The organism is Geodermatophilus sp. SYSU D00525 (genome assembly GCF_054050475.1).
Genome location: NZ_JBJGZK010000024.1, coordinates 1 through 21,081 on the forward strand (window position 1 = coordinate 1; position 21,081 = coordinate 21,081).

General features: G+C 75.3%; 24 protein-coding genes. 16 read left to right on the forward strand and 8 right to left on the reverse strand.

Going from position 1 to position 21,081, the window contains the following annotated elements; all coding sequences use genetic code 11:
- Nucleotides 1-318 precede the first annotated feature (318 nt).
- Together ACI796_RS17790 and ACI796_RS17795 are read right to left on the reverse strand one after the other, a co-directional pair.
- Entirely contained in the window at nt 319-951 is a 633-nt protein-coding gene (locus tag ACI796_RS17790) for an alpha-ketoglutarate-dependent dioxygenase AlkB (protein ID WP_456942551.1), read from the reverse strand.
- A gap of 39 nt (nt 952-990) precedes the next feature.
- Complete coding sequence (locus tag ACI796_RS17795; RefSeq protein WP_456942552.1) at nt 991-3,216, reverse strand: RecQ family ATP-dependent DNA helicase; 2,226 nt, start codon at nt 3,214-3,216, stop codon at nt 991-993.
- 78 nt (nt 3,217-3,294) lie between these two features.
- Here ACI796_RS17795 and ACI796_RS17800 point away from each other — a divergent pair, with 78 nt between their 5' ends.
- On the forward strand, nt 3,295-4,113 hold the full coding sequence (locus ACI796_RS17800; protein ID WP_456942553.1) for a PHP domain-containing protein: 819 nt from the start codon (nt 3,295-3,297) through the stop codon (nt 4,111-4,113).
- A 2-nt stretch (nt 4,114-4,115) separates the two neighbouring features.
- On the opposite strand, the gene ACI796_RS17805 is transcribed toward ACI796_RS17800, so the two are convergent.
- Nucleotides 4,116-4,556: a hypothetical protein gene (locus ACI796_RS17805; RefSeq protein WP_456942554.1), complete on the reverse strand. Its 441-nt coding sequence runs from the start codon at nt 4,554-4,556 to the stop codon at nt 4,116-4,118.
- 124 nt (nt 4,557-4,680) lie between these two features.
- Between ACI796_RS17805 and ACI796_RS17810 the strand changes: the two genes are divergently transcribed.
- Nucleotides 4,681-5,634: a carbamate kinase gene (locus ACI796_RS17810; RefSeq protein WP_456942555.1), complete on the forward strand. Its 954-nt coding sequence runs from the start codon at nt 4,681-4,683 to the stop codon at nt 5,632-5,634.
- Between the two features lie 23 nt (nt 5,635-5,657).
- Nucleotides 5,658-6,761, forward strand: a complete 1,104-nt coding sequence (gene bar / locus ACI796_RS17815) for a barbiturase (RefSeq protein ID WP_456942556.1) — start codon at nt 5,658-5,660, stop codon at nt 6,759-6,761.
- Between the two features lie 39 nt (nt 6,762-6,800).
- Here the strand turns inward: bar and ACI796_RS17820 are convergent, their stop codons facing one another.
- Nucleotides 6,801-7,580 carry an SDR family NAD(P)-dependent oxidoreductase gene (locus ACI796_RS17820; RefSeq protein WP_456942557.1) on the reverse strand — a complete coding sequence of 260 codons (780 nt, stop codon included), beginning with the start codon at nt 7,578-7,580 and terminating at the stop codon, nt 6,801-6,803.
- A 230-nt stretch (nt 7,581-7,810) separates the two neighbouring features.
- Between ACI796_RS17820 and ACI796_RS17825 the strand changes: the two genes are divergently transcribed.
- The 10 genes from ACI796_RS17825 (at nt 7,811) to ACI796_RS17870 (ending at nt 14,507) form a co-directional block, all read left to right on the forward strand.
- Nucleotides 7,811-8,092, forward strand: a complete 282-nt coding sequence (locus tag ACI796_RS17825; protein ID WP_456936118.1) for a gas vesicle protein GvpO — start codon at nt 7,811-7,813, stop codon at nt 8,090-8,092.
- Nucleotides 8,089-8,526 (forward strand): gas vesicle protein, encoded by a 438-nt coding sequence (locus ACI796_RS17830; RefSeq protein ID WP_456942558.1) that lies wholly within the window; start codon nt 8,089-8,091, stop codon nt 8,524-8,526. Before ACI796_RS17825 ends, ACI796_RS17830 begins: the two co-directional genes overlap by 4 nt.
- Complete coding sequence (locus ACI796_RS17835; protein ID WP_456942559.1) at nt 8,523-9,578, forward strand: GvpL/GvpF family gas vesicle protein; 1,056 nt, start codon at nt 8,523-8,525, stop codon at nt 9,576-9,578. The genes ACI796_RS17830 and ACI796_RS17835 overlap by 4 nt, the downstream gene beginning before the upstream one ends.
- Nucleotides 9,571-9,783, forward strand: a complete 213-nt coding sequence (gene gvpJ / locus ACI796_RS17840; RefSeq protein ID WP_456942560.1) for a gas vesicle protein GvpJ — start codon at nt 9,571-9,573, stop codon at nt 9,781-9,783. Before ACI796_RS17835 ends, gvpJ begins: the two co-directional genes overlap by 8 nt.
- The gene (locus ACI796_RS17845; RefSeq protein ID WP_456942561.1) at nt 9,780-10,154 is read left to right on the forward strand and encodes a gas vesicle protein K; all 375 of its coding nucleotides are present in this window, start codon (nt 9,780-9,782) and stop codon (nt 10,152-10,154) included. Before gvpJ ends, ACI796_RS17845 begins: the two co-directional genes overlap by 4 nt.
- The gene (locus ACI796_RS17850; protein ID WP_456942562.1) at nt 10,151-10,588 is read left to right on the forward strand and encodes a gas vesicle structural protein GvpA; all 438 of its coding nucleotides are present in this window, start codon (nt 10,151-10,153) and stop codon (nt 10,586-10,588) included. Before ACI796_RS17845 ends, ACI796_RS17850 begins: the two co-directional genes overlap by 4 nt.
- A gap of 2 nt (nt 10,589-10,590) precedes the next feature.
- Complete coding sequence (locus ACI796_RS17855) at nt 10,591-11,343, forward strand: GvpL/GvpF family gas vesicle protein (RefSeq protein WP_456942563.1); 753 nt, start codon at nt 10,591-10,593, stop codon at nt 11,341-11,343.
- Between the two features lie 93 nt (nt 11,344-11,436).
- Nucleotides 11,437-13,092 carry a hypothetical protein gene (locus tag ACI796_RS17860; RefSeq protein WP_456942564.1) on the forward strand — a complete coding sequence of 552 codons (1,656 nt, stop codon included), beginning with the start codon at nt 11,437-11,439 and terminating at the stop codon, nt 13,090-13,092.
- Nucleotides 13,089-14,231 (forward strand): SRPBCC family protein, encoded by a 1,143-nt coding sequence (locus ACI796_RS17865; protein ID WP_456942565.1) that lies wholly within the window; start codon nt 13,089-13,091, stop codon nt 14,229-14,231. Before ACI796_RS17860 ends, ACI796_RS17865 begins: the two co-directional genes overlap by 4 nt.
- A 12-nt stretch (nt 14,232-14,243) precedes the next feature.
- The gene (locus ACI796_RS17870; protein ID WP_456942566.1) at nt 14,244-14,507 is read left to right on the forward strand and encodes a hypothetical protein; all 264 of its coding nucleotides are present in this window, start codon (nt 14,244-14,246) and stop codon (nt 14,505-14,507) included.
- A 67-nt stretch (nt 14,508-14,574) separates the two neighbouring features.
- On the opposite strand, the gene ACI796_RS17875 is transcribed toward ACI796_RS17870, so the two are convergent.
- The gene (locus ACI796_RS17875) at nt 14,575-15,198 is read right to left on the reverse strand and encodes a hypothetical protein (protein WP_456942567.1); all 624 of its coding nucleotides are present in this window, start codon (nt 15,196-15,198) and stop codon (nt 14,575-14,577) included.
- Between the two features lie 81 nt (nt 15,199-15,279).
- Between ACI796_RS17875 and ACI796_RS17880 the strand changes: the two genes are divergently transcribed.
- Nucleotides 15,280-15,948 carry a 3-oxoacid CoA-transferase subunit A gene (locus tag ACI796_RS17880; protein ID WP_456942568.1) on the forward strand — a complete coding sequence of 223 codons (669 nt, stop codon included), beginning with the start codon at nt 15,280-15,282 and terminating at the stop codon, nt 15,946-15,948.
- Entirely contained in the window at nt 15,945-16,616 is a 672-nt protein-coding gene (locus ACI796_RS17885) for a 3-oxoacid CoA-transferase subunit B (protein WP_456942569.1), read from the forward strand. Before ACI796_RS17880 ends, ACI796_RS17885 begins: the two co-directional genes overlap by 4 nt.
- On the opposite strand, the gene rpsD is transcribed toward ACI796_RS17885, so the two are convergent.
- Nucleotides 16,604-17,206 (reverse strand): 30S ribosomal protein S4, encoded by a 603-nt coding sequence (gene rpsD, locus ACI796_RS17890; protein ID WP_456942570.1) that lies wholly within the window; start codon nt 17,204-17,206, stop codon nt 16,604-16,606. The genes ACI796_RS17885 and rpsD overlap by 13 nt on opposite strands.
- Nucleotides 17,207-17,271: 65 nt before the next feature.
- On the opposite strand from rpsD, the gene ACI796_RS17895 reads away from it, so the two are divergent.
- The gene (locus ACI796_RS17895; RefSeq protein ID WP_456942571.1) at nt 17,272-18,036 is read left to right on the forward strand and encodes a DUF2470 domain-containing protein; all 765 of its coding nucleotides are present in this window, start codon (nt 17,272-17,274) and stop codon (nt 18,034-18,036) included.
- A gap of 133 nt (nt 18,037-18,169) precedes the next feature.
- On the opposite strand, the gene ACI796_RS17900 is transcribed toward ACI796_RS17895, so the two are convergent.
- Together ACI796_RS17900 and ACI796_RS17905 are read right to left on the reverse strand one after the other, a co-directional pair.
- The gene (locus ACI796_RS17900; protein ID WP_456942572.1) at nt 18,170-19,585 is read right to left on the reverse strand and encodes a DUF1116 domain-containing protein; all 1,416 of its coding nucleotides are present in this window, start codon (nt 19,583-19,585) and stop codon (nt 18,170-18,172) included.
- Nucleotides 19,582-21,081 carry an FdrA family protein gene (locus tag ACI796_RS17905; RefSeq protein WP_456942573.1) on the reverse strand — a complete coding sequence of 500 codons (1,500 nt, stop codon included), beginning with the start codon at nt 21,079-21,081 and terminating at the stop codon, nt 19,582-19,584. Before ACI796_RS17905 ends, ACI796_RS17900 begins: the two co-directional genes overlap by 4 nt.

Sequence of the window (21,081 nt, forward strand, 5' to 3'; positions counted from 1 at the left end):
GGTTTGTTACTTGGCACTGACTTTCGGCACGCTGTTGAGTTCTCAAGGAGCGGACGCGCTCGTACTCGGACCCTTGCGGGCATTCGTTCGAGGCGGTGTCCCCACTCTACACCAGGCTCCGCAACAGCGCGCCCTCAGAGGCGCTTCCGGCGGTTGACCAGGCTGGCGGCCCGGTCCGTTCTCGCTTGGTGCAGGAAGAACCATACACGGCCCCGAAGGGGTCCTGCACGGGGGGTCCCAATGGCCGTGTCGGACCCGGGTGCCCCTCTGCAGGGGACCCCCACCGGCCTCGAGTGGCAGGGGCAGGAAGGTCCTTCCTCAGGCCACGCCGGCCGGGCGGAACTGGACGCTCACCCGCGGGCCGACCGGCCGCGTCGTCTTGGGGATGCAGTGCTCCCAGGTCCGCTGGCAGGAGCCGCCCATCACCACCAGATCCCCGTGCCCCAGGGGGAAGCGCAGGGTCTCTCCGCCTCCGCCGGCCGGCCGGAGCAGCAGCGGGCGGGGCGAGCCGAAGGAGACGATCGCCACCATCGTGTCCTCGGTGCGGCTGCGGCCCAGGCGGTCGCCGTGCCAGGCCACGCTGTCCCGGCCGTCCCGGTAGAGGCACATGCCGGCGGTCACGAACGGCTCACCGAGCTCGGCTGCGTAGTGCATGTCGAGCGCGGCGCGGGCCTCGGTCAACAGCAGGTGCGGCAGCGTCTCACCGCGCCCGTACCAGCGGAGCAGCCGCGGGACGGCGACCTCGCGGTCGTACATCTGACGCCGGTCGGCCCGCCAGTCGATGTCGCCGAGCAGCACCTCGAGCACCTCGTCCGACCCGCTCACCCAGCCCGGCAGGTGATCGACCCACGCGCCCCCGCTGAGCACGTGCCGCCGCACCCGACCCCGGAGCGGGGTGAGCGCGGCCTCCTCGGCGACGTCGAACATCGACGGCTGGTGCGCGAGCGACATGGCGGCAGACTAGCCGTAATCGAACGTGTGTACGAGTCCTCAGGCGGTGAGGGCGAGCGCGAAGGGCAGGACGCGGGAGGCCCCTGCCAGTCGCAGCTCCCGCCCGGCGACGGTCATCGTCCAGCGCGAGTCGGCGAGGTCGTCGACGAGCAGCACCGGCACCGGCCCCAGCTCGTCGAGCCGTGACCGCAGCTCCGGCCCGACGACGATCCGCTGCCACACCCCCGCCAGCCGGAAGGCGCTGTTCCCGCCCGGGCCCCCGGTCGGCCCGCCGTGCGCGAGTGAGAGCTCACCCAGGTACGGCAGCCGCCCGATCCGCGCCAGGCCCTGCGCGACCCCGGACACCAGGCGGGGCCGGCGGCGCGACGGGACGGCGACCACCGCCACCGGCCGCTCGGCCCAGTCCCAGGCGCCGAGCACGCGGGCGCACGCGCGCAGCAGGTCCTCGTCCGGCGGGACGTCGGACACCGAGCGCTGCACGGGGACGTCGAAGGCGGCGTCCGGGTCCTCCTCGATGCCCGGCGCCTCGAGGTCGAGGGTCACCGTGCCGCCGACGCCGTCGTCGCCGAGGAGGGTGCGCAGCCGCTGGCCCCAGCCCAGGTCGGTGAGCCGGGCGACCGCCCGGCCCGGGTCCACCTGCTCGGTGGGCGCGATCTTCCCCTTCACCTCGACGCCGAGCCGGTCGGCACCGGTGGGCCACTGGGCCCGCGGGGCAAGCTCGACGCCCGGGCGGTCGAGCGCGGCGGAGGCCGCCTCGGCGGCACCGGCGGGGACGTCGGTCGGGTACCAGGGGCCGGCGCAGACGTCGCAGCGGCCGCACGGGGCGGCGGTCGGGTCGTCGAGCGCCTCCTGGAGGAACGCCATCCGGCAGCGAGCCTCGTCGACCGGCTTCGCGTAGGCGATCATCGACCGCTGCTCCGCCTCCCGGGTGCGGGCGACGCGGGCGTAGCGGTCGGCGTCGTAGACCCACGGGCGGCCGGTGGACCGCCAGCCGCCCTGCACCCGCTCCACCGCACCGTCGACGGCGAGCACCTTGAGCAGCAGCTCGAGCCGGGAACGGCGGACGTCGGCCACGGTCTCCAGCCGCGCCACCGACCACGCCTTCCCGTCGGCCATCGCCGAGAGCACCGCGGCGGCGTGGTCCTCGCGCGGCATGGAGGAGGTGGCGAACCACTGCCAGATGGCGAGGTCCTCGGGGCCGGGCAGGAGCAGCACGTCGGCGGAGTCGACGGCGCGGCCGGCGCGGCCCACCTGCTGGTAGTAGCTGACCGGCGACGACGGCGCCCCGAGGTGGACGACGAAGCCGAGGTCGGGCTTGTCGAAGCCCATGCCCAGCGCCGAGGTGGCGACCAGCGCCTTGACCCGGTTCTCCCGCAGCGCCTCCTCGGCCTCCTTGCGGTCGGCGTCGTCGAGGCGGCCGGTGTAGGCGCGCACGTCGTGCCCGGCGTCGCGCAGCAGCCCCGCCGTCTCCTCGGCCGCGGCGACGGTGAGCGTGTAGACGATGCCGCTGCCCGGCAGGTCGCCGAGGTGGGCCGCCAGCCAGGCCAGCCGGGCGCGGTCGGTGGGCAGCCGCAGCACGCCCAGGCGCAGCGAGTCGCGCGCCAACGGGCCGCGGACCGTCGTCACCCCGACGCCGCCGGCACCCAGCTGCTCGGCGACGTCGGCGACGACGCGCTCGTTGGCCGTGGCGGTGGTCGCGAGGACGGGCGTGCCGGCCGGCAGGGTGCCGAGCAGGTCGCGGATGCGGCGGTAATCCGGGCGGAAGTCGTGCCCCCAGTCGGAGACGCAGTGCGCCTCGTCGACGACGAGCAGGCCGCAGCGGGCGACCAGGCCGGGCAGCTGCTCCTCGCGGAAGCGCGGGTTGGTCAGCCGCTCCGGGGAGACGAGCAGGACGTCGACGTCGTCGGCGGCCAGGGCGGCGGCGACGTCGTCCCACTCGGTGGCGTTGGCGCTGGAGATCTCCACCGCGCGGATGCCGGCGCGGGCCGCGGCGGCCACCTGGTCGCGCATCAGCGCGAGCAGCGGACTGACCAGCAGGGTGGGACCGGCACCGCGGCGGCGCAGCAGCGCGGTGGAGACGAAGTAGACCGCCGACTTGCCCCAGCCGGTGCGCTGCACGACCAGCGCCCGCTCGGAGCGCTCGACCAGCGCGGCGACGGCGGCGTCCTGTCCCTCGCGGAACACCGCGTCGGGCCGGCCGGTCAGCTCGCGGAGGACGCCGAGGGCCTCGGTCGCCAGGTCGGACGGGGGCGCGGCGGTGCTCATGGCACCCGACAGTAGGTGCGTCCCCCGACAGCGGGGCCGTGCGAGCGGGACCTGGGGACGACGGGCAGGATGGGGACGATGCGACCGCCGGACAACCACGTGCACACCGGGTGGTCGTGGGACACCCCGGGCAGCGTGACGATGGCCCGCGCCTGCGAGCAGGCCGTGGCGCAGGGGCTGCCCGCGATCGCCTTCACCGAGCACCTCGACTTCACGGTGTGGGGCGCCGACGACCGGGCCACCACGCTCGGCCTGGTCGACCGGCACGCCTCGCGGCACGCGCCGATCGACACCGAGGGCTACTGGGCCGAGCTCACCGAGGTCCGCGAGCGGTTCCCCGAGCTGCGGATCTGGTCCGGCGTCGAGGCCGGCGAGCCGCACCTGTTCGAGTCCAGCGTCGCCGCCCACCTGTCCGGCGCGCCAGTCGACCGGATCCTGGGGTCGCTGCACTCGCTGCACCACGAGGGCCGGCTCTACGGCGTCGGGCAGCTGCTCTACTCCGACGCCGACGGCACGATGCGCCGCTACCTGGCCGAGGTCGTGGACATGGTCGAGAGCAGCGACGTCTTCCAGGTCCTCGCCCACGTCGACTTCCCGCGGCGCTACTGGCCCGGCGGGTCGCACCGCTACGTGGAGAAGGACTACGAGGAGGAGTACCGGGCGGTGTTCCGCGCGCTGGCCGGCACCGGCCGCGCGCTCGAGGTCAACACCAGCAGCCCGCTGGCCTCGGTGGACCAGGTGCGCTGGTTCCGCGAGGAGGGCGGCGAGGCGGTCAGCTTCGGCAGCGACGCCCACCAGCCCGGCGCGGTGGGGCAGCGCTTCGACCTCGCCGTCGACGTCGTCGAGGCCGCCGGGTTCCGCCCGGGACGGGACCGCTTCGACTTCTGGCGCCGCTGAGCTCAGCCGGCCGCCCGGTCGAGGGCGGCGCGATAGACCCGGGGGAGCGCGACAGGGGCGATCAGGCCCTGGGCCAGCAGCACCGCCCGCCCGCGCAGCCCGCGGCCGCCACTGTGGCGCCACGTCACGTCGACGTGACTGCCGCCGTCGTCCCGCGGGGTGATCCGGACCTCGCCGGTGCCGCGGTCGCAGTGGTCGCTGTCCAGCAGCGTCCAGGTGACCCGATCGGGGTCCGACCACTCGTAGCGCAGCAGCACCCAGAAGGGGACGCCCGCGCTGCCCTCGCGCAGCACGGCCCAGCCCTCACCCTGCTCGCGGACCTCGTACCTCGCCGGGTCGAGGGTCTTCGACCACACCTCCAGCCGCCGGTCGCCGACGTCGGTGAACGCCTCGCGGGCCTGGGCAGGGGTGGCGCGGGTGTCGAAGCCGAAGCGGACGCGCATCTCCGTCTCCCTCCGAGACACCCCCGCTCCCGACCGGATGGTCCCGCGGCCGGACGTCCCGTGGGGGTCACGAGCTCCCGGCAACTACTTCACCGCTAAGAGAAACGCCGCTAGGGTCGCCGGGGTGACGTCCCGCCGCGTGGTGATCGCCCTCGGGGGCAACGCCATGACCGGAGCCGACGGCTCCGCCACGCCCCAGGCCCAGCGGGACGCGATCCGCGAGGCGGCCGGCCACGTCGCCGAGGTGGTGGCCGCCGGGGTCGAGGTCGTGCTCACCCACGGCAACGGCCCGCAGGTGGGCAACCTGCTGGTCAAGAACGAGCTCGCCGCGCACGTCGTGCCACCGGTGCCGCTGGACTGGAACGTCGCGCAGACCCAGGCCACCATCGCCTTCACCGTCGCCGACGAGCTCGACGCGGCCCTGGCCGCCCGGGGGCTGCCCCAGCGCACCGCCGGGCTGGTCACGCGCACCCTGGTCGACGTGGACGACCCGCACTTCCGCGAGCCGTCGAAGCCGGTCGGCCGCTTCCTCCCGCGCGAGGAGGCCGAGCGGTTCGTCTCCCTCGGCCAGGTGTGGGAGGACCGCGGCCCGCGGGGCTGGCGGCGGGTGGTCGCCTCGCCCGAGCCGAGGTCGGTCGTCGACTCCCCCGCGATCCACGCCCTCGCCGCGGCCGGCTTCGTCGTCGTCTGCGCCGGGGGCGGGGGCATCCCGGTGACCGACGACGGCGGGGACGGCGCCGCCCTGCGCGGCGTCGAGGCCGTCATCGACAAGGACCTCACCGCCGCCGTCCTGGCGCGCGACCTGGACGCCGACACCCTGGTCATCGCCACCGACGTCCCGAACGTGATGGTGGACTTCGGGACGCCGTCCCAGCGCCCGCTCGGCCGGGTCACGGTGGCCGAACTCCGGAAGCACGCCGGGGACGGCCAGTTCGCCCGGGGCTCCATGGGCCCCAAGGTCGAGGCCGTCCTCCGCTTCGTCGAGGGCGGCGGCGAGCGCGCCGTCGTCACGTCGCTCGAGAACATCGCCGACGCCGTCACCGGAGACGCCGTCGGCACCGTGCTCACCGCCGCATAGAGCCGCACAGGAAAGAGGAACAGGTGCCCGCACCGATCGAGGTCCGCAAGGTCCCGCTGCACAACGTGAGCGACGCCAGCGAGCTGGCCAAGCTCATCGACGACGGCGTCATGGAGGCCGACCGGGTCGTCGCCGTCATCGGCAAGACCGAGGGCAACGGTGGCGTCAACGACTACACCCGGATCATCGCCGACCGCGCCTTCCGCGAGGTGCTGCTGGAGAAGGGCACCCGGTCGAAGGAGGAGGTCGCCGAGATCCCGATCGTGTGGTCCGGCGGCACCGACGGCGTGATCAGCCCGCACGCGACGATCTTCGCCACGCTGCCCGAGGACGCCGTCGAGAAGACCGACGAGCCGCGGCTGACGGTGGGCTACGCGATGAGCGACGTCCTGCTGCCCGAGGACATCGGCCGCATCTCGATGGTGGAGAAGGTCGCCGAGGGCGTGCGCCGCGCGATGGAGGCCGCCGGGATCACCGACCCGGCCGACGTCCACTACGTGCAGACCAAGACGCCGCTGCTGACCATCGAGACCATCCGCGACGCGAAGAACCGCGGCAAGGACACCTACTACGACGAGCCGCACGGCTCGATGGACCTGTCCAACGGGACGACGGCGCTGGGCATCGCGGTGGCGCTCGGCGAGATCGAGATGCCGGAGCAGGAGCAGGTCATGCGCGACCTGTCGCTCTACAGCGCCGTCGCCTCCTGCTCGTCGGGCGTGGAGCTGGACCGGGCGCAGATCGTCGTCGTCGGCAACGCGCGCGGGCACGGCGGGAAGTACCGGATCGGGCACTCGGTGATGAAGGACGCCCTCGACCAGGACGGCATCTGGGACGCCATCCGCCAGGCCGGGCTCGAACTGCCCGAGCGGCCGCACGTCAGCGACCTCGGCGGCCGGCTGGTCAACGTCTTCCTCAAGTGCGAGGCCGACCCGACCGGCTACGTCCGCGGCCGGCGCAACGCGATGCTCGACGACTCCGACGTCTTCTGGCACCGCCAGATCAAGGCCACGGTGGGCGGCGTCGCGGCATCGGTGACCGGCGACCCGGCGGTGTTCGTCTCGGTGGCCGCGGTGCACCAGGGCCCGTCCGGCGGCGGCCCGGTCGCCGCGATCATCGAGGCCTGACGGAGGGGACCCGCAGGGCCCCGACCCTGCGGGTCCCGCTCACGGCAGGATCGCGTCCACGTAGCCGCCGTCGACCCGCAGCGCGCCGCCCGTGGTGGCCGAGGCCAGCGGCGAGGCGAGGTAGACGCACATGTTCGCGATCTCCTCGGGCTCGATCAGCCGCTGCAGCAGCGACGCCGGGCGGTGCTCGCGCACGAACCGCCGCTGCGCCTCGTCCCACGGCAGGTCGCGCCCCACCAGCGAGTGGACGAACTCCTCGACGCCGCCGGTGTGCGTGGGCCCGGCGATCACCGAGTTGACCGTCACCCCGGACCCGGCAGCCTCCTTTGCGAAGCCGCGGGAGACCGCGAGCAGAGCCGTCTTGGAGACGCCGTAGTGGACCATCTCGGCGGGGATGGCGACCGCGGAGTCGCAGGCGATGTACTGCACCCGGCCCCAGCCGCGCTCGCGCATCCCGGGCAGGTAGGCGCGGGTGAGCCGCACGGCGGTGAGCACGTTGGTCTCGAAGTAGCGGCGCCACTCCTCGTCGGTGATCTCCAGCGCCGGCCGGGCGCCGAAGACCCCCAGGTTGTTGACCAGGACGTCGGCGTCGGGGACCGCCTCGAGCAGGGCCGCGGTGCCCTCGTCGGTGGTCACGTCGCCGGCGACGGTGCGCACCTCGCTCTCGATCCCGGCGGCGGCCCGCTCGAGCTTGCCCGGGTCGCGGCCGGTGAGGACGACGGCGGCGCCGGCGGCCGCCAGCCCGGTGGCGATGGCCAGGCCGATGCCCTGGGACGAGCCGGTGACGACCGCGGTGCGGCCGGAGAGGTCGATGCGCACGGGGCTCCTCGGGTCTCGGACGGCACGCGCGCGACCTGCGCGCGGCACGGGGCGAACAGCTCCCGGCGGGTGCGGGCGTGTTCCCGGGGTCGCCGGTCACCCGGCCCCGCGGTGGCGCACCCGGGCCTGCTCCGGTACACCGTCACCCGTCCGTGATCATCCCGTTTCCCCTGCATGGGGGTCGGGTAGAGGCGGATCCTGATCATTCGACGAGTGAAGTGGGCCGAGCCATGGACACGGATCATCGCGAGGGTCACGGGGGACTCGTGGGCGCCGTCCGGGGCGCGTTGGAGCAGTTCATGGCTCTGACGGGCCTCGAACCCGTCGCCACCACCGGCGTGCGCCGGGACGGCGACGGGTGGTCCGTGCTCGTCGACGTCGTCGAGCTCGAGCGCATCCCCTCCACCACGAGCGTCATGGCGACCTACCGGGTCGACATGGACGGCTCCGGGACGCTGACGGGGTTCGAGCGGCTGCGCCGCTTCAGCCGCGGCCAGGTGGACCAGGCATGAGCGGACCCGTCGCCCGCCGTCAGGTCGGCGTCGGGAGCGGAGCGCTCGGCCGGCAGCCCGACTCGCTGGCCGACGTCCTCGAGCGGGTGCTCGACAAGGGCATCGTCATCGCCGGCGACATCGTCGTGAACATCCTCGACATCGAGCTCCTGACCCTCAAGCTGCGCCTGTTCGTGTCCTCCGCGGAGACCGCCCGCGAGATGGGCCTGGACTGGTGGAGCCACGACCCGTTCTTCTCCGGCCGGCCCGCGCCGGCCGTCGAGGGCGGCGAGCGCGACGACGGTGAGCGCGACGACGGCGAGGTCGCCGCCCTGCGCGCGCGCGTCGCCGAGCTGGAGGAGCTGGTCCGCCGGCAGGGCCTCGAGGCCGGTCCGGCGGACGGGGACGGGGCGACGGACGAGGCGCCGGAGCGGCGGGGGGCCGAGCAGCCGTGACCGGTCCCGACGTCCCCGACCGCCTCACCCGGGTGGCCCGCGAGCTGGGCCCCGAGGTGCTGGCGGACGCGGTCGTCCGGGGCCGTGAGCTGGCGGTCGAGCGGCTGGCCGGCCTGCTCGCCGACGCCCTCGTGGCGGAGGTCCTCGCCGGCCGGGCGCCGGGTGCGGCTCCCGCGCCGGCCGCGGCCGCCCGCCCGGAGCCCGCCCCGGCGCCCGATCCGGCCCCGGCGCCCGACCCCGCTCCGCCTCCCGTGCCCGCGCCGCGGACGGACGCGGCCCCGGCCTCCGGCGAGGTGCTCTACGCCTTCGCGCTGACCCGCGCCGACCTGCCGGTGCCCGCGGACCCGCCCGGCGCCCCCGACGGCGGGCACCCCCTCGAGCTGGTCACCGACGGCGACCTCGGGCTGCTCGTGCGCCGCGTGCCGCGCGCCGACCTCGAGGTCGATCCCGACGACCTGTCCGAGGGCGGGCGGCTGGCGCTGCTGGCCCGCGGCCACGACGCCGTCGTCCGGGCCGCCGTCGCCGCCGGTCCGGTGCTGCCGCTGCGGCTGGGCACCGCCGTCCCCGACGCGACGGCGGCCCGCCGCCTGCTGGCCGAGCACGCCGCCGTCGCCCGTGAGCAGCTGACCCGCATCGGCGACGCGCGCGAGTGGGGCGTCCGGCTGGTCCGCTCGGCCGACGGCGAGGAGACCCCCGACCGCGGGTCCCGGCCCGACCGGGAGGAGCTGACCGGCACCGCGTACCTGGCCCAGCGCCGGCAGGCGCTGCGCGAGCGGGAGGAGTCGGCCCGCGACGCGGCCCGGGCGGCCGACCGGCTCGAGCAGGCGCTGGACCCGCACGTCCGGGAGTGCCTGCACCGCGGCGCCGCGCCGGCATCAGGGCTGCTGCTCGACCTCGCCTGCCTGGTCGTGCCGGACGCGGACGAGGCGTTCCTCGCCGCGGTCGGCGAGGTCCGGCCGGAGCTCGAGGCCGACGGACTCGCGCTGGAGGTGAGTGGCCCCTGGCCGCCGTACTCCTTCGCCGCGCTGACCGCGGAGGGCAGCGGTGGCTGAGCGGACCGGGATCCTCGGCGGGGACACCCGCGGCACGAGCCTGGTCGAGCTGCTCGACCGGGTGCTGCAGCGCGGCGCCTACGTCGGCGGGGACGTCGTCATCACCCTGGCCGGCATCGACCTGGTCCGGCTGGACCTGCGCCTGCTGCTCACCGCCGTCCAGCCCCGGGAACCGCAGCCGGTCCGCGTGGAGGCCGTCCGGTGACCGGCCCCGACCCCCAGCTCCCGCAGCGGAGGGGACCGTCCGGCGCCGCCCGCCGCCTCGAGGGCAGCGGCGAGGAGGTCGGCCGTTCGCTGGGGCGGCTGGTCGTGTCCCTGCTGGAGGTCGTCCGCCAGGTCGTCGAGCGCCAGGCGCTGCGGCGGGTGGACGCCGGCGACCTCACCGACGCCCAGGTCGAGCAGCTCGGCCGGGCCCTGATCGACCTGGAGGCCACCTTCGACGAGTTGATCGACGCGTTCGGCGTCGTTCCCGAGGACCTGTACCTGCCCCTCGACCTCACCGCGCTGGCCCGCGGTGGCACCACGGGCACCAGAGCACGGCCCCCCGACCCCGACCCGAGCAGGAGACAGCCATGACCATGTCCACGTCCTCCGTCAACCGCGCCCCCCGGCCCAGCGGCCTCGCGGACGTCCTCGACGTCGTCCTCGACAAGGGCATCGTCATCGACGCGTACGTGCGCGTGGCGCTGGTGGGCATCGAGTTGCTCACCATCGACGCGCGGATCGTCATCGCCAGCGTCGACACGTACCTGCGCTTCGCCGAGGCGGTCAACCGTCTGGACCTGCAGCCGCAGGACCAGGTCGCGGGCCTCCCCGGCCTCATCCGCGAGGTCACCCAGGGTGGGTCCCGGGCCAAGACCAAAGGAGCCCTGAGCGGCGCCCGGGAGACCGCCCAGGACGTCATCGGCTCCCTCACCGGCCGCGACCGGGACCGCGAGGAGGGCGACGGCGGCTCGCGCGGCGGCGAGCGCGGCGCCCCGGCCTCGCGGCGGCCGCAGAACCGGAGCTGACGGTGCTGCTCGTCCACGGCGTCCTCCGCGGAGCCGACGCGCCCGCCGTCGGCCGGGTGCCCCCCGGCCGGCTGGGGCAGCCGCGCACCGTCGTCGCGGGGCCGCTGGCGGCGGTGGTGTCCGACGCGCCCGAGGGCGACCTGGCCGGCGACGACGCCGTCGCGCACCTCGACCTGCTGGTGACCCTGGTCGTGACCGTCCCGGTGCTGCCGCTGCCGTTCGGGACGGTCGCGCCCGACGAGGACGCCGTCCGGGCCGAGGTGCTCGAGCCGTCGGCGGACGAGCTGGCCCAGCGCCTGGACGCCGTGGCCGACCTGGTCGAGCTGCGGCTGGACCTCGACTTCGACACCGACGCCTCGGTCGCCGCGGTGAGCCGCGACGACCGGGACATCGCGCGGCTGGCCGCCCGCGCCCGGGTGCCGGGGGCCTCGCTGGCCGACCGGATGGCGGTGGGCGAGGCGGTGGCCGCGCGCGTCGCCGACCTGCAGGCCGAGCTCGCCGCCACCTGGACCCAGGAGCTGGCGGGGGTCGCCGAGCAGTCGCGCGAGCTGCACGTCGACGAGCAGGTGTCGCGGACCGCGTACCTGGTCCGCCGTGACCGGCTCGACGACGCCGACGCCGCGGTCGCCCGCCTGCGGGAGGCGGCCGCCGGCAGCGCGGGCGTCGAGTACGTGGGCCCGATGCCCGTCTACAGCTTCCTGGACGACGTGGTCGTGGGCTCGCAGCCCGCACCCCGTTCGCGATGGGGGTGGTGAGGGAAAGCACCACACCGTCGGTACGGGGGCCGGCGGCAGTCGATCGAGCAGTTGCACCGGGGACCGGGTCCCCGGTGGGAGAAGAGGATCACTGTGACCGAGAGTCCCACCCCGTCCGTGCTCAAGCTGGGAGCCGCCACGCTCGGTGGCTACCTGCTGGGCCGCATGAAGAAGGGCCGGGCCGCACTCAGCTTCGCCATGTGGGTCGCCGGCTCGCAGTCCGCGCTGGACCCCAAGCGCCTCCTGCGTGAGGCCCTCCTGTCCGTCGCCAGCAGCAACGAGGCCAAGGAGCTGCTGACCCAGCTGCGCGGGCCCCTGCTGCAGGCCGGCAGGAGCGCGGCGACGGCGACGTTCGACACCCAGCTCGCGGCGCTGACCAAGGCGCTGGAGCAGCGCACGGCCGCGCTCAACGAGAAGGCCGGGAAGGCCGTCGACACCGTGGGTGAGGCGGCGCTCAAGGCCACCGACACCGCCGGCGAGGCCGCCTCCACGGCCACCGACACCGCCGGCAAGGCGGCCGGCACGGCCACCGGCGCCGCGGGCGGCGCGGCCGAGTCGGGCACCGGCGTCCTCCGCCGCGGCCTCCGGGCGATCACCGGCAAGGGCAAGGGCCAGGAGGACAAGGACCAGGAGGGCCAGGACCAGGAGGACACCGCCGAGGACCAGGACACCGCCGAGGACCAGGACACCGCCGAGGACCAGGACACCGCCGAGGACCAGGACACCGGCACCGACGAGGACCGGGCCGCCGAGGACCAGGCCGCCGAGGACGAGGAGTCCGAGGAGGGCGAGGCCGAGGGCGAGGACGTCCCCGACGACCGGGCCGAGGAGGACACCGGCGCAGCCGAGGCCGAGGGGTCCGACGAGGACACCGACGAGGCCGAGGAGTCCGACGAGGACACCGACGAGGCCGAGGAGTCCGACGAGGACACCGACGAGGACACCGACGAGGCCGAGGGGTCCGACGAGGACGAGGCGGACGACGACCTCAGCGCCGAGGACGACACCTCCGACGAGGAGGAGTCCGACGAGGACACCGACGAGGACGACTACGAGGACGAGGACTCCTACGACGACGAGGAGGACGAGGCGGAGGACGAGGCGGAGGACGAGGCGGAGGACGAGGGCGACGAGGACCTCACCGCCGAGGACGACACCTCCGACGAGGACGACACCTCCGACGAGGACGAGGAGTCCGAGGAGGAGTCCGGCGAGGGCGAGGAGGACGCCACCGCCGAGGGCGAGGAGGACGCCACCGCCGAGGGCGAGGAGGACGCCACCGCCGAGGGCGACACCTCGGCCGGGGACGCGTCCGGTGAGGACGAGTCCGAGGAGGAGACGTCCGAGGAGGAGACGTCCGACGAGGGCAGCGACCGCACCCCCGACCCGGGTCACGCCGACGTCGACGTCGACCCCGGCCAGGCCGGCGGCTCACCCGGCGACGACACCGACGACGGGGGCGACGACGGGGGCGAGCAGGACACGCCGCTGCCGCCGCGCCGCGGGGCCCGGCGTCCGCAGGGCCGCCAGGAGGGTGGCCGGGCCCGCGGGGCCCAGGGCGACCGGGGACAGCAGTCCTCCGACGCGCCCCGCCGGCGGTCCCGGCAGACCGGCGACGCCGCGTCCGGCGGCGGCCAGGAGGCCGGCCGCCGTGACGAGGGCCGCCAGACCGAGGCCGAGCCGGCACGCCGCGCCCGGCCGCAGGGCCGCACTCCCCGTCGTCCGCGCACGGAAGGAACCCGGGCATGACCAGCACGGAGAACCAGGAGAACCAGGAGACCGGCGGCGGCCGAGGTGGCGGGGGCCTGCTCGGCGGGCTCGCCAGCAACCCGGTGATCGGCAAGCTCGGTGACGCGGCGAAGGACTACGCCAAGGCCCGCGCCACCGACGCGGTGAAGTCGCTCGGCAGCAAGGTCACCGGCGTCACCGACGGCCTCAAGGAGAAGGCCGAGGGCGGCGGCTTCGTCGCTCCCGCCGCCACCGGGGCCATCTCCCGGCTGGCCCAGGGCGACAGCCCGGTGAAGGCGGTGCTCGGTGGTGTCGGCTCCGGCATCAAGGAGAAGATCAAGGGCGCCTTCCGCAAGGGCGGCGGGGCCGGCGGCAACAAGAAGTTCGTCAACATCGTCGAGGACGTCTACGTCGGCGTCCCCGTGAACGTCGCTTACGACCAGTGGACGCAGTTCCAGGAGTTCGCCAGCTTCATGAAGGGCGTCGACTCGGTCGACCAGGCGGACGAGGTGTCCAGCAACTGGCGGGTGAAGGTGGCCAAGTCCCGCCGGAACTGGAAGGCGACCATCACCGAGCAGATCCCGGACCGGCGGATCGTCTGGACCACCGAGGGCGCCAAGGGCACGACCAAGGGCGTCATCACGTTCCACCCGCTCGCCGACGACCTCACCCAGGTCCTGCTGGTCATGGAGTACTACCCGCAGGGCCTGTTCGAGAAGACCGGCAACATCTGGCGGGCCCAGGGTCGCCGCGCCCGGCTGGACCTCAAGCACTTCCGGCGCTTCATCATGATGCGCGGCGAAGCCACCGGGAGCTGGCGCGGGGAGATCCGGGACGGCGAGGTCGTCCGCGGGCCCGACGAGCCGGAGCCGGACGAGACCGGTGCCGAGGCTCCGGAAGGAGCCGAGGACCAGGACGAGACCGGCTACGACGAGGAGGCCGGGTACGACGAGGAGGAAGCCGGCGAGGAGGAGGAGGCCGGCGAGGAGGGCGCTGAGGAGGAGCCCGAGGAGGCCCCCGAGGAGGAGCCCGAGGAGACGCCGGAGGAGGCTCCCGAGGAGGAGCCGGTCCCTGCAGGGGCGCCCTCCGGCGACGGATCCGGGGGCGGGACGCCCCCGCGGCGACGGGCGCGGCGGGCAGCACCCGCCGGGACCCGCTGAGAGGAGGAGTCCGTGTCCCAGACCGAGAACGGGGAGGTCCCGGCGTCGCTGCGTGAGGCTGCCGTCTCGCTCAGCGTCCGGGAGGAGGTCCTCGACGTCCTCCTGGAGAAGATCGAGACCGACCACTACCCGTCGGCGACGATGATGGACGACGTCGAGGCGCTGCTCACGCCGTGGCGCAAGCAGGAGTACGCGGAGATCCTGCTGGACAAGATCCGCCAGGACCGGTTTCCCAGCAGGTCGCTGATCCAGCGGCTGGTCCGCCTGTCCTCCTGAGGTGGACCCGCCGGCCGGCGTCGGGGTGCTCCACGGCACCCCGGCGCCGGCCGTGGCGTGTCCGCGGTCAGGAGGGTCCGCGGAACCACGACCCCGGCGGCAGGTCCGGGGGCACCGGCGGCTCCGGGTCCCACGGTGCCGGGGGCGTCCACGGCCACAGCTCCACCACACCGGCGGCTGCGGCCCGGATCGCCGTCCCGTCCAGCTCGGTCGCCGCCTCCTCGATGCCCAGGTCGGCGGACCGGACGACGACGGTCAGGGGCCCGTCCGGGGGCAGCGGCGACAGCCACCACTCCTGGTCGGCCGTGCGGTCGCCGGCCGACCCCGCCCCGGGCTGCCAGACCAGGTCCGGGTCGTTCCGGGGCACACCCCCGCTGGCGACCCGGCGGCCGTCGGCGAGACCGACCCCGACCAGCAGTCCGCCGCGCCCGGGTCCGAAGACGAGTTCCGACAGGCCGTGCACCGATCTCGGGCGCTCGCGCACGCGGACGGCCAGGGTCGTCGAGACCCCGGTCGAGTAGACCTGGAGCCCGACCAGGGCGACGGCGGCGTCGCCGGTGCGGGCGAGCAGCACGTTCACCGGCAGCGCCACCGGCACCTCGTTGTCCGGCGGGCCCATCCGCCGGAGGAACTCCTCGTCGGGGGCGTCGTCGTCGGGGGCGTCGCCGTCGGGGAAGCCGGTGTGCCACACGGGGCGCAGCCTGGCGCGTCCGGCCGGGCGGGCGCCAGCCCGTTAGCGTCGGGCACGTCAACGGAGCCGGAGAGGGTGCGGATGATCGACAAGCGGGTCGGGTCGCCGGCCGAGGCCGTCGCGGGTATCGAGGACGGCGCGACCGTGCTCATCGGCGGGTTCGGCGCCTCCGGCGTCCCGGTGGAGCTCGTGCACGCCCTGCTCGACCAGGGGACCACCGAGCTCACCATCGTCACCAACAACGCCGGCTCCGGGGAGACCGACGTCGCGGCGCTGCTGCGCGAGCGGCGGGTGCGCAAGATCGTCTGCTCCTACCCGCGCTCGACCGGCTCGATCTGGTTCGAGGAGCGCTGGCGCGCCGGTGAGGTGGAGCTCGAGCTCGTCCCCCAGGGCACGCTCAGCGAGCGGATGCGCGCCGCGGCCGCGGGCCTCGGCGGGTTCTTCACCCCGACCGGTGCCGACACCAGCCTCGCCGAGGGCAAGGAGGTGCGGGTCATCGACGGGCGTCGTCACGTCTTCGAGGAGCCCCTGCCCGGCGACGTCGCCCTGGTGCGGGCCGCGCGCGCCGACCGCTGGGGCAACCTCGTCTACCGCACCGCCGCGCGGAACTTCGGCCCGACGATGGCCGCGGCGGCCGCGCTGACCGTCGTCCAGGTGGACGAGTTCGTGGAGCTGGGTGAGCTGGACCCGGAGGTCATCGTGACGCCGGGGATCTTCGTGGACCGCGTCGTGGAGGTGGGCAGGGCGTGAGGCTGGACACGCGGGACGTCGCACGGCGGATCGCCCGGGACATCCCCGACGGCGCCTACGTCAACCTCGGCATCGGGCTGCCCACGCTGGTCGCCGACTGCATCGGGGACGACAAGGAGGTCGTCTACCACTCGGAGAACGGGATCCTCGGGATGGGCCCCGCCCCGGCGCCGGGCGAGGAGGACCCCGAGCTGATCAACGCGGGCAAGCAGCCGGTCACCCTCCTGCCCGGCGGGGCGTTCTTCCACCACACCGACGCCTTCCTCATGATGCGCGGCGGCCACGTCGATCTGACCGTGCTCGGCGCCTTCCAGGTCTCCGAGCGCGGCGACCTCGCCAACTGGGCCACCGACGACGCCTCGCACCCGCCCGCGGTCGGCGGCGCGATGGACCTCGCCGTCGGCGCCAAGCGGGTGCTGGTCATGACGACGCACACGACCAGGTCCGGCGAGCCCAAGCTCGTGCCGCGCTGCACGTACCCCCTCACCGCCGCCGGCGTGGTCGACCGCGTCTACACCGACCTCGCCGTCCTCGACGTCACCGCCGACGGGTTCCTCGTGCGCGAGATGGTGGCCGGGCTCAGTCGCGACGACCTGCAGGGCGCCACGGCCGCCCGGCTCTCCTTCGCCGACGACGTCGGGGTGCTGGTGCCGGGTCAGCGGGAGTAGTACTCCACGACCAGCTGCTCCTCGCACACCACCGGGACCTCCTCGCGGGCGGGCACGCGCTCGACCCGCGCGGTCAGATCGGCCGGCCGCACCTCGAGGTAGGCCGGGGCGGTGGCGTGCGCGCCGGCCGCGGCGACCTGGAACGGCTCCTTCGTCCGCGATCGCTCGGCGATCGAGATCCAGTCGCCCGGGCGCAGCCGGTGGGACGGGCGGTCCACCCGCCGGCCGTTGACCAGCACGTGCTGGTGAGTGACGAACTGGCGCGCCTGGTAGATGGTCCGCGCGAAGCCGGCCCGCAGCACGGTGGCGTCCAGCCGCGACTCGAGGTCCTGGATCAGCGCCTCGCCGGTCTTGCCGCCGGCGCGCCGGGCCCGGTCGAACGCCCGGCGCAGCTGGGTCTCGCTGACGTCGTACTGCGCCCGCAGCCGCTGCTTCTCCAGCAGCCGGGTGGAGTAGTCGCTCTGCTGCTTGCGCTTGCGGCCGTGCTCGCCCGGCGGGTACGGGCGGCGCTCGAAGTAGCTCACGGCCTTCGGGGTGAGCGGCAGGCCGAGCCGGCGACTGAGCCGGACCTTGGGACGCGGGGTGTTCAACCGGACCTCCGTAGTCGAGTTAGGTTAGGTTCACCTTACCCACATTCCGACACCCGAGGTGATCGATGACCGCCGGCCCCTCCCCCCGCGCCGGTGCGGGCACCACCGGCATCCCCCGGCCCTCCCCCGCCGAACGCGCCCGCACGGTGGCCGCCCGGGCCTCGGCGGCGCTGCACGCGGTCGGCGTCGGCGCGGTCGAGGTCACGGTCAGCGGAACGACGGCGGCCGGGCAGGTGCTCGTCGTCGTCCCCGCCGACGGGCGGCTGGCGACGGCGCTGCGGACCTCGCCCCTGGGTGACCTGCCGGCGCGGCTGACCGTCACCGACCGCACGCCCTTCCCGGTGCAGCACCCGGTGCGCGGCCAGGTGGAGCTGTCCGGCTGGCTGACCCCGGTGCACCCGGCCGGCGTGCAGGCGGCCCTGCTGGACCTCGCCGAGGTCCGCCCCACGGACGCGCTGCTCGACGTCGGCCTGGGCGCGGCGCTGCTGCGCCTGGACCTCGCCGAGGTGCTGCTCACCGACGCCGGGACGACGTGCGAGGTCGAGCCCGAGGACTTCGCGGACGCGCGGCCGGACCCCGTGTGCGCCGACGAGTCCGGCCTCGCCGCCGCGCACGCCGGCGCACTGGGCTCCCTGCTCGGCCGGGTGCAGGCCTGGGCCGGTCCGCGTGACGACGTCCGCCTGCTCGGGCTGGACCGGCACGGCGTGCGGTTCCGCGTCGAGGCCCGGCGCTCCTGCTACGACCTGCGCGTGCCGTTCCGGGTGCCACTGTCCGCAGGGGAGGGCCTGGCGGCCGCGCTGGACACCCTGCTCGCCTGCGGGCCGGCCTGATCCCTCCTCCTCCGCGGCGAGATCACGTGATCTCGCCGCGGAGGAGGGCTCGGATGGTCGAGATCACGCGATCTCGACGGAACGGCCCGCTCAGTGGCCGGCGAACCGGTCGGTCGACGATGCCGGCGTCAGCTCACGCGGCGGTGGCGGCGCGGGCCTCCTCGGCGAGCGCGGCCAGCGCCTGCTCGAAGCACTCCCGCGGCGGCTGCACGAGGCCCGCGCCGACCTGGCCGGTGCCGGCCACCCGCCCGGCCATGCCGGTGTTGATCTGCGGCAGCCACGCGGTGCGGGCGACGGCGAGGACGTCGATGCCGGTCGGGGCGCCGCGGAAGCCGAGGATCGGGATCGCCATCGCCGGGTTCTCGGCCAGGGTGAGCTGGTACATCCGCTCGGTGGTGGCCAGCGCGTCGGGCACGGTGCCGCCGACGAACCGCACGATCGCCGGGGCCGCGGCCATCGAGAACCCGCCGACGCCGTAGGTCTCCATGATCGCGGAGTCGCCGATGTCGGGGTTGGCGTCCTCGGGGCCGTAGTCACCGAGGAACAGGCCCACCGGCGTCTGCGCGGGGCCGGTGAACCAGCGGTCGCCGGTGCCGGCGGTCTGCACGCCGAACTCGGTGCCGTTGCGCGCCATGACGGTGACCAGCGTCGAGCCGGGGACGTCGCGGGCGGCGTCCATCGCGAGCTTCGCCGTCGGCATGCCGAGGTTGAGGAAGAAGTGCTCGTTGCCGCCGATGAAGCGCAGCGCGGCGGCGACGTCGTCCGACGGGGCGTCGAGCGCGGCCAGCGCCGGGGACAGCTCGCGCAGCGTCATCAGCGACCCGGCGCGGTTGCGGTTGTGTCCCTCGTCGCCCATCTGCAGCATCTGCGCGAGCACGGCCTTGACGTCCAGCGGCTCGGCCATCGAGCGCACCGCGCGGGCCAGCAGCGGGCCGAGGACGTCGCGCATCCAGGCCAGCCGGGTGAGCACCTCCTCGTTGAAGGCGCCCATCCGCAGCACCTTGCCCAGGCCCTCGTTGAGGTTGCAGTAGGCCCGGCCGCCGTTGACCGGGTCCTCCAGGCACCACGCCCACATCGACGGCGAGGTCACCCCGGCCATCGGGCCGACGGCGGAGCGGTGGTGGCACGGCTCGAGCTCCACGCCGCCGGAGGCCAGCAGTGCCTCGGCCTCCTCCACCGTCGACGCCCAGCCCTCGAACAGGCAGGCGCCGACGAGCGCGCCGCGCATCGGGCCCGACGCCGCCTCCCAGGCCAGCGGCGGACCGGAGTGCAGCAGCACCCGCCCCTCCAGGCCCAGCACCTCGCCGGCCGGCCGGACGTCGGTCAGCACCGACCCCGCGGCCAGCACCCGCTCGACCGCCGTCCGGTTGGCCGCCGCCCGCCGCGGGTCCAGCGCCAGCGCGGCGAGGTCGGCGGGGTCGCCGAAGCCGGGCGGCCGCCAGTCGACGTCGGCCACCGACGCGCCCTGGGCGCGCAGCGCGCCGGAGAACACGTCGACGCCCGCGGCCACCACCGCCGGCGGGCCGTCCAGCAGACCACCCAGGCTCATCGCTGCGCTCCCAGCAGGTCGAGGGCGTACCGCGTGGCCGCGGCGTTGGAGGCGAAGACCGCGGCACCGGCCGCGGCGAGGGCGTCGGCCTGCCGGCTCCAGCCCTGGGGGTCGGCCTCGGTGCCGACCAGCGCGACCACCACCGGCAGGTGCGCCCGGGCGCGGGCGGCGGTGAGCGCGGGGACGAGGGCGGCGGCCGGGTCGGCGTCGGCGCCGTGGCCGAGGACGACGTCGAGCAACAGCACCGCGGGCTCGCCGGACTCGGCCAGCCGCTCGATCGCCTCCAGCCGCAGCGTCGGGTCGATCATCGGGTGGGCGCGGCCGACGGTGAGCGCGTCGTCGCCGAAGTCGACGACCACGTGGCCGCGGGCGGACAGGTCCGTACCGAGGTCCAGCTCCGGCCGCAGCGGGGTGTTGGACCGGACGTCGCCGAGCACCGGCGCGGCGATGAGCATCGCCTCGTCGGCCAGCGTGCCGCCGGAGTAGAGGCCCTTGAGGACCGCGCCGGGCAGCGCGGCCTCCGCCGGCCCGGGCCGCGAGGGCCACACCGGGACGTCGAGCCCCGTGTCGGCCAGCAGCGCCTCGACGGCGGCGGTGAGGTCGGGCGTCTCCGGCGACAGGGCGGCCGACCGCACCGGCGTGGCCAGCCCCGCAGCGGCCCGCTCGACCGCCTCGGCCACCGACGGCGCCGGCGGCTTGGAGACGACGAGCACCCGCTCGGTGGCCGGGTCGGCGTCGAGGGCGGCGAGCGCGTCGAGGGTGGCCAGGCCGCCGACGGCCTCGGACAGGTCGCGCCCGCCGACACCGATCACGTGGGAGACGCCGACGCCGGCCGCGTCGAGCAGGCAGGACACCTGCTGCGCGCCGGTCCCCGACGCCGCGACGACGCCGACCGGCCCGGGCCGCACCACGTTGGCGAAGCCGAGCGCGACGCCGGAGACGATCGCGGTGCCGCAGTCGGGACCCATGACCAGCACGCCGGCGTCATGCGCGGCGCGCTTGAGCGCGACCTCCTGCTCGACCGGGACGCCGTCGGAGAAGACCAGCACGCTGCGGCCGGCGGCGATCGCGTCGGCGGCCTCGAGCGCGGCGTACTGCCCGGGGACGCTGACGATCGCCAGCGCCGGGGCGCCCGGCTCGAGGTCGTCGAGGCCGGCGCCGATCGTGCGGGCCGGCTGGGCGTCGGCGGTGGCGCGGGAGCGCTCGCGCTCGGCCAGGGCGGCGTCGACGGCGGCCACCGCGGCGGCCAGGGCGTCGTCGTCCGCGGCCCGGATCGCGATGAGCAGCTGGTCGGGCGCGGGGGTCTCCGCGGGCGCCAGCCCCATCCCCGCGGCGAGCTCGACGTTGAGCGGCGTCGCCATGGCGACGAGGACGGCGCTGACGCCCTCGCGGGCGCCGACGTCGCGGCTGACCTGCATCAACCGCACCGAGTCGGCGTAGACGCCGCTGCGCAGGGAGACGTGCCGGACGCCCTCTCCGGGGCCTGGAGCGCTCAC

Excerpts from the sequence above, each read along its gene's own strand:
- ACI796_RS17790 (WP_456942551.1), bottom strand. The coding sequence starts at position 951 with ATGTCGCTCGCGCACCAGCCGTCGATGTTCGACGTCGCCGAGGAGGCC.
- ACI796_RS17795 (WP_456942552.1), bottom strand. The coding sequence starts at position 3,216 with ATGAGCACCGCCGCGCCCCCGTCCGACCTGGCGACCGAGGCCCTCGGC.
- ACI796_RS17800 (WP_456942553.1), top strand. The coding sequence starts at position 3,295 with ATGCGACCGCCGGACAACCACGTGCACACCGGGTGGTCGTGGGACACC.
- ACI796_RS17805 (WP_456942554.1), bottom strand. The coding sequence starts at position 4,556 with ATGCGCGTCCGCTTCGGCTTCGACACCCGCGCCACCCCTGCCCAGGCC.
- ACI796_RS17825 (WP_456936118.1), top strand. The coding sequence starts at position 7,811 with ATGGACACGGATCATCGCGAGGGTCACGGGGGACTCGTGGGCGCCGTC.
- ACI796_RS17830 (WP_456942558.1), top strand. The coding sequence starts at position 8,089 with ATGAGCGGACCCGTCGCCCGCCGTCAGGTCGGCGTCGGGAGCGGAGCG.
- ACI796_RS17850 (WP_456942562.1), top strand. The coding sequence starts at position 10,151 with ATGACCATGTCCACGTCCTCCGTCAACCGCGCCCCCCGGCCCAGCGGC.
- ACI796_RS17865 (WP_456942565.1), top strand. The coding sequence starts at position 13,089 with ATGACCAGCACGGAGAACCAGGAGAACCAGGAGACCGGCGGCGGCCGA.
- ACI796_RS17880 (WP_456942568.1), top strand. The coding sequence starts at position 15,280 with ATGATCGACAAGCGGGTCGGGTCGCCGGCCGAGGCCGTCGCGGGTATC.
- ACI796_RS17895 (WP_456942571.1), top strand. The coding sequence starts at position 17,272 with ATGACCGCCGGCCCCTCCCCCCGCGCCGGTGCGGGCACCACCGGCATC.
- ACI796_RS17900 (WP_456942572.1), bottom strand. The coding sequence starts at position 19,585 with ATGAGCCTGGGTGGTCTGCTGGACGGCCCGCCGGCGGTGGTGGCCGCG.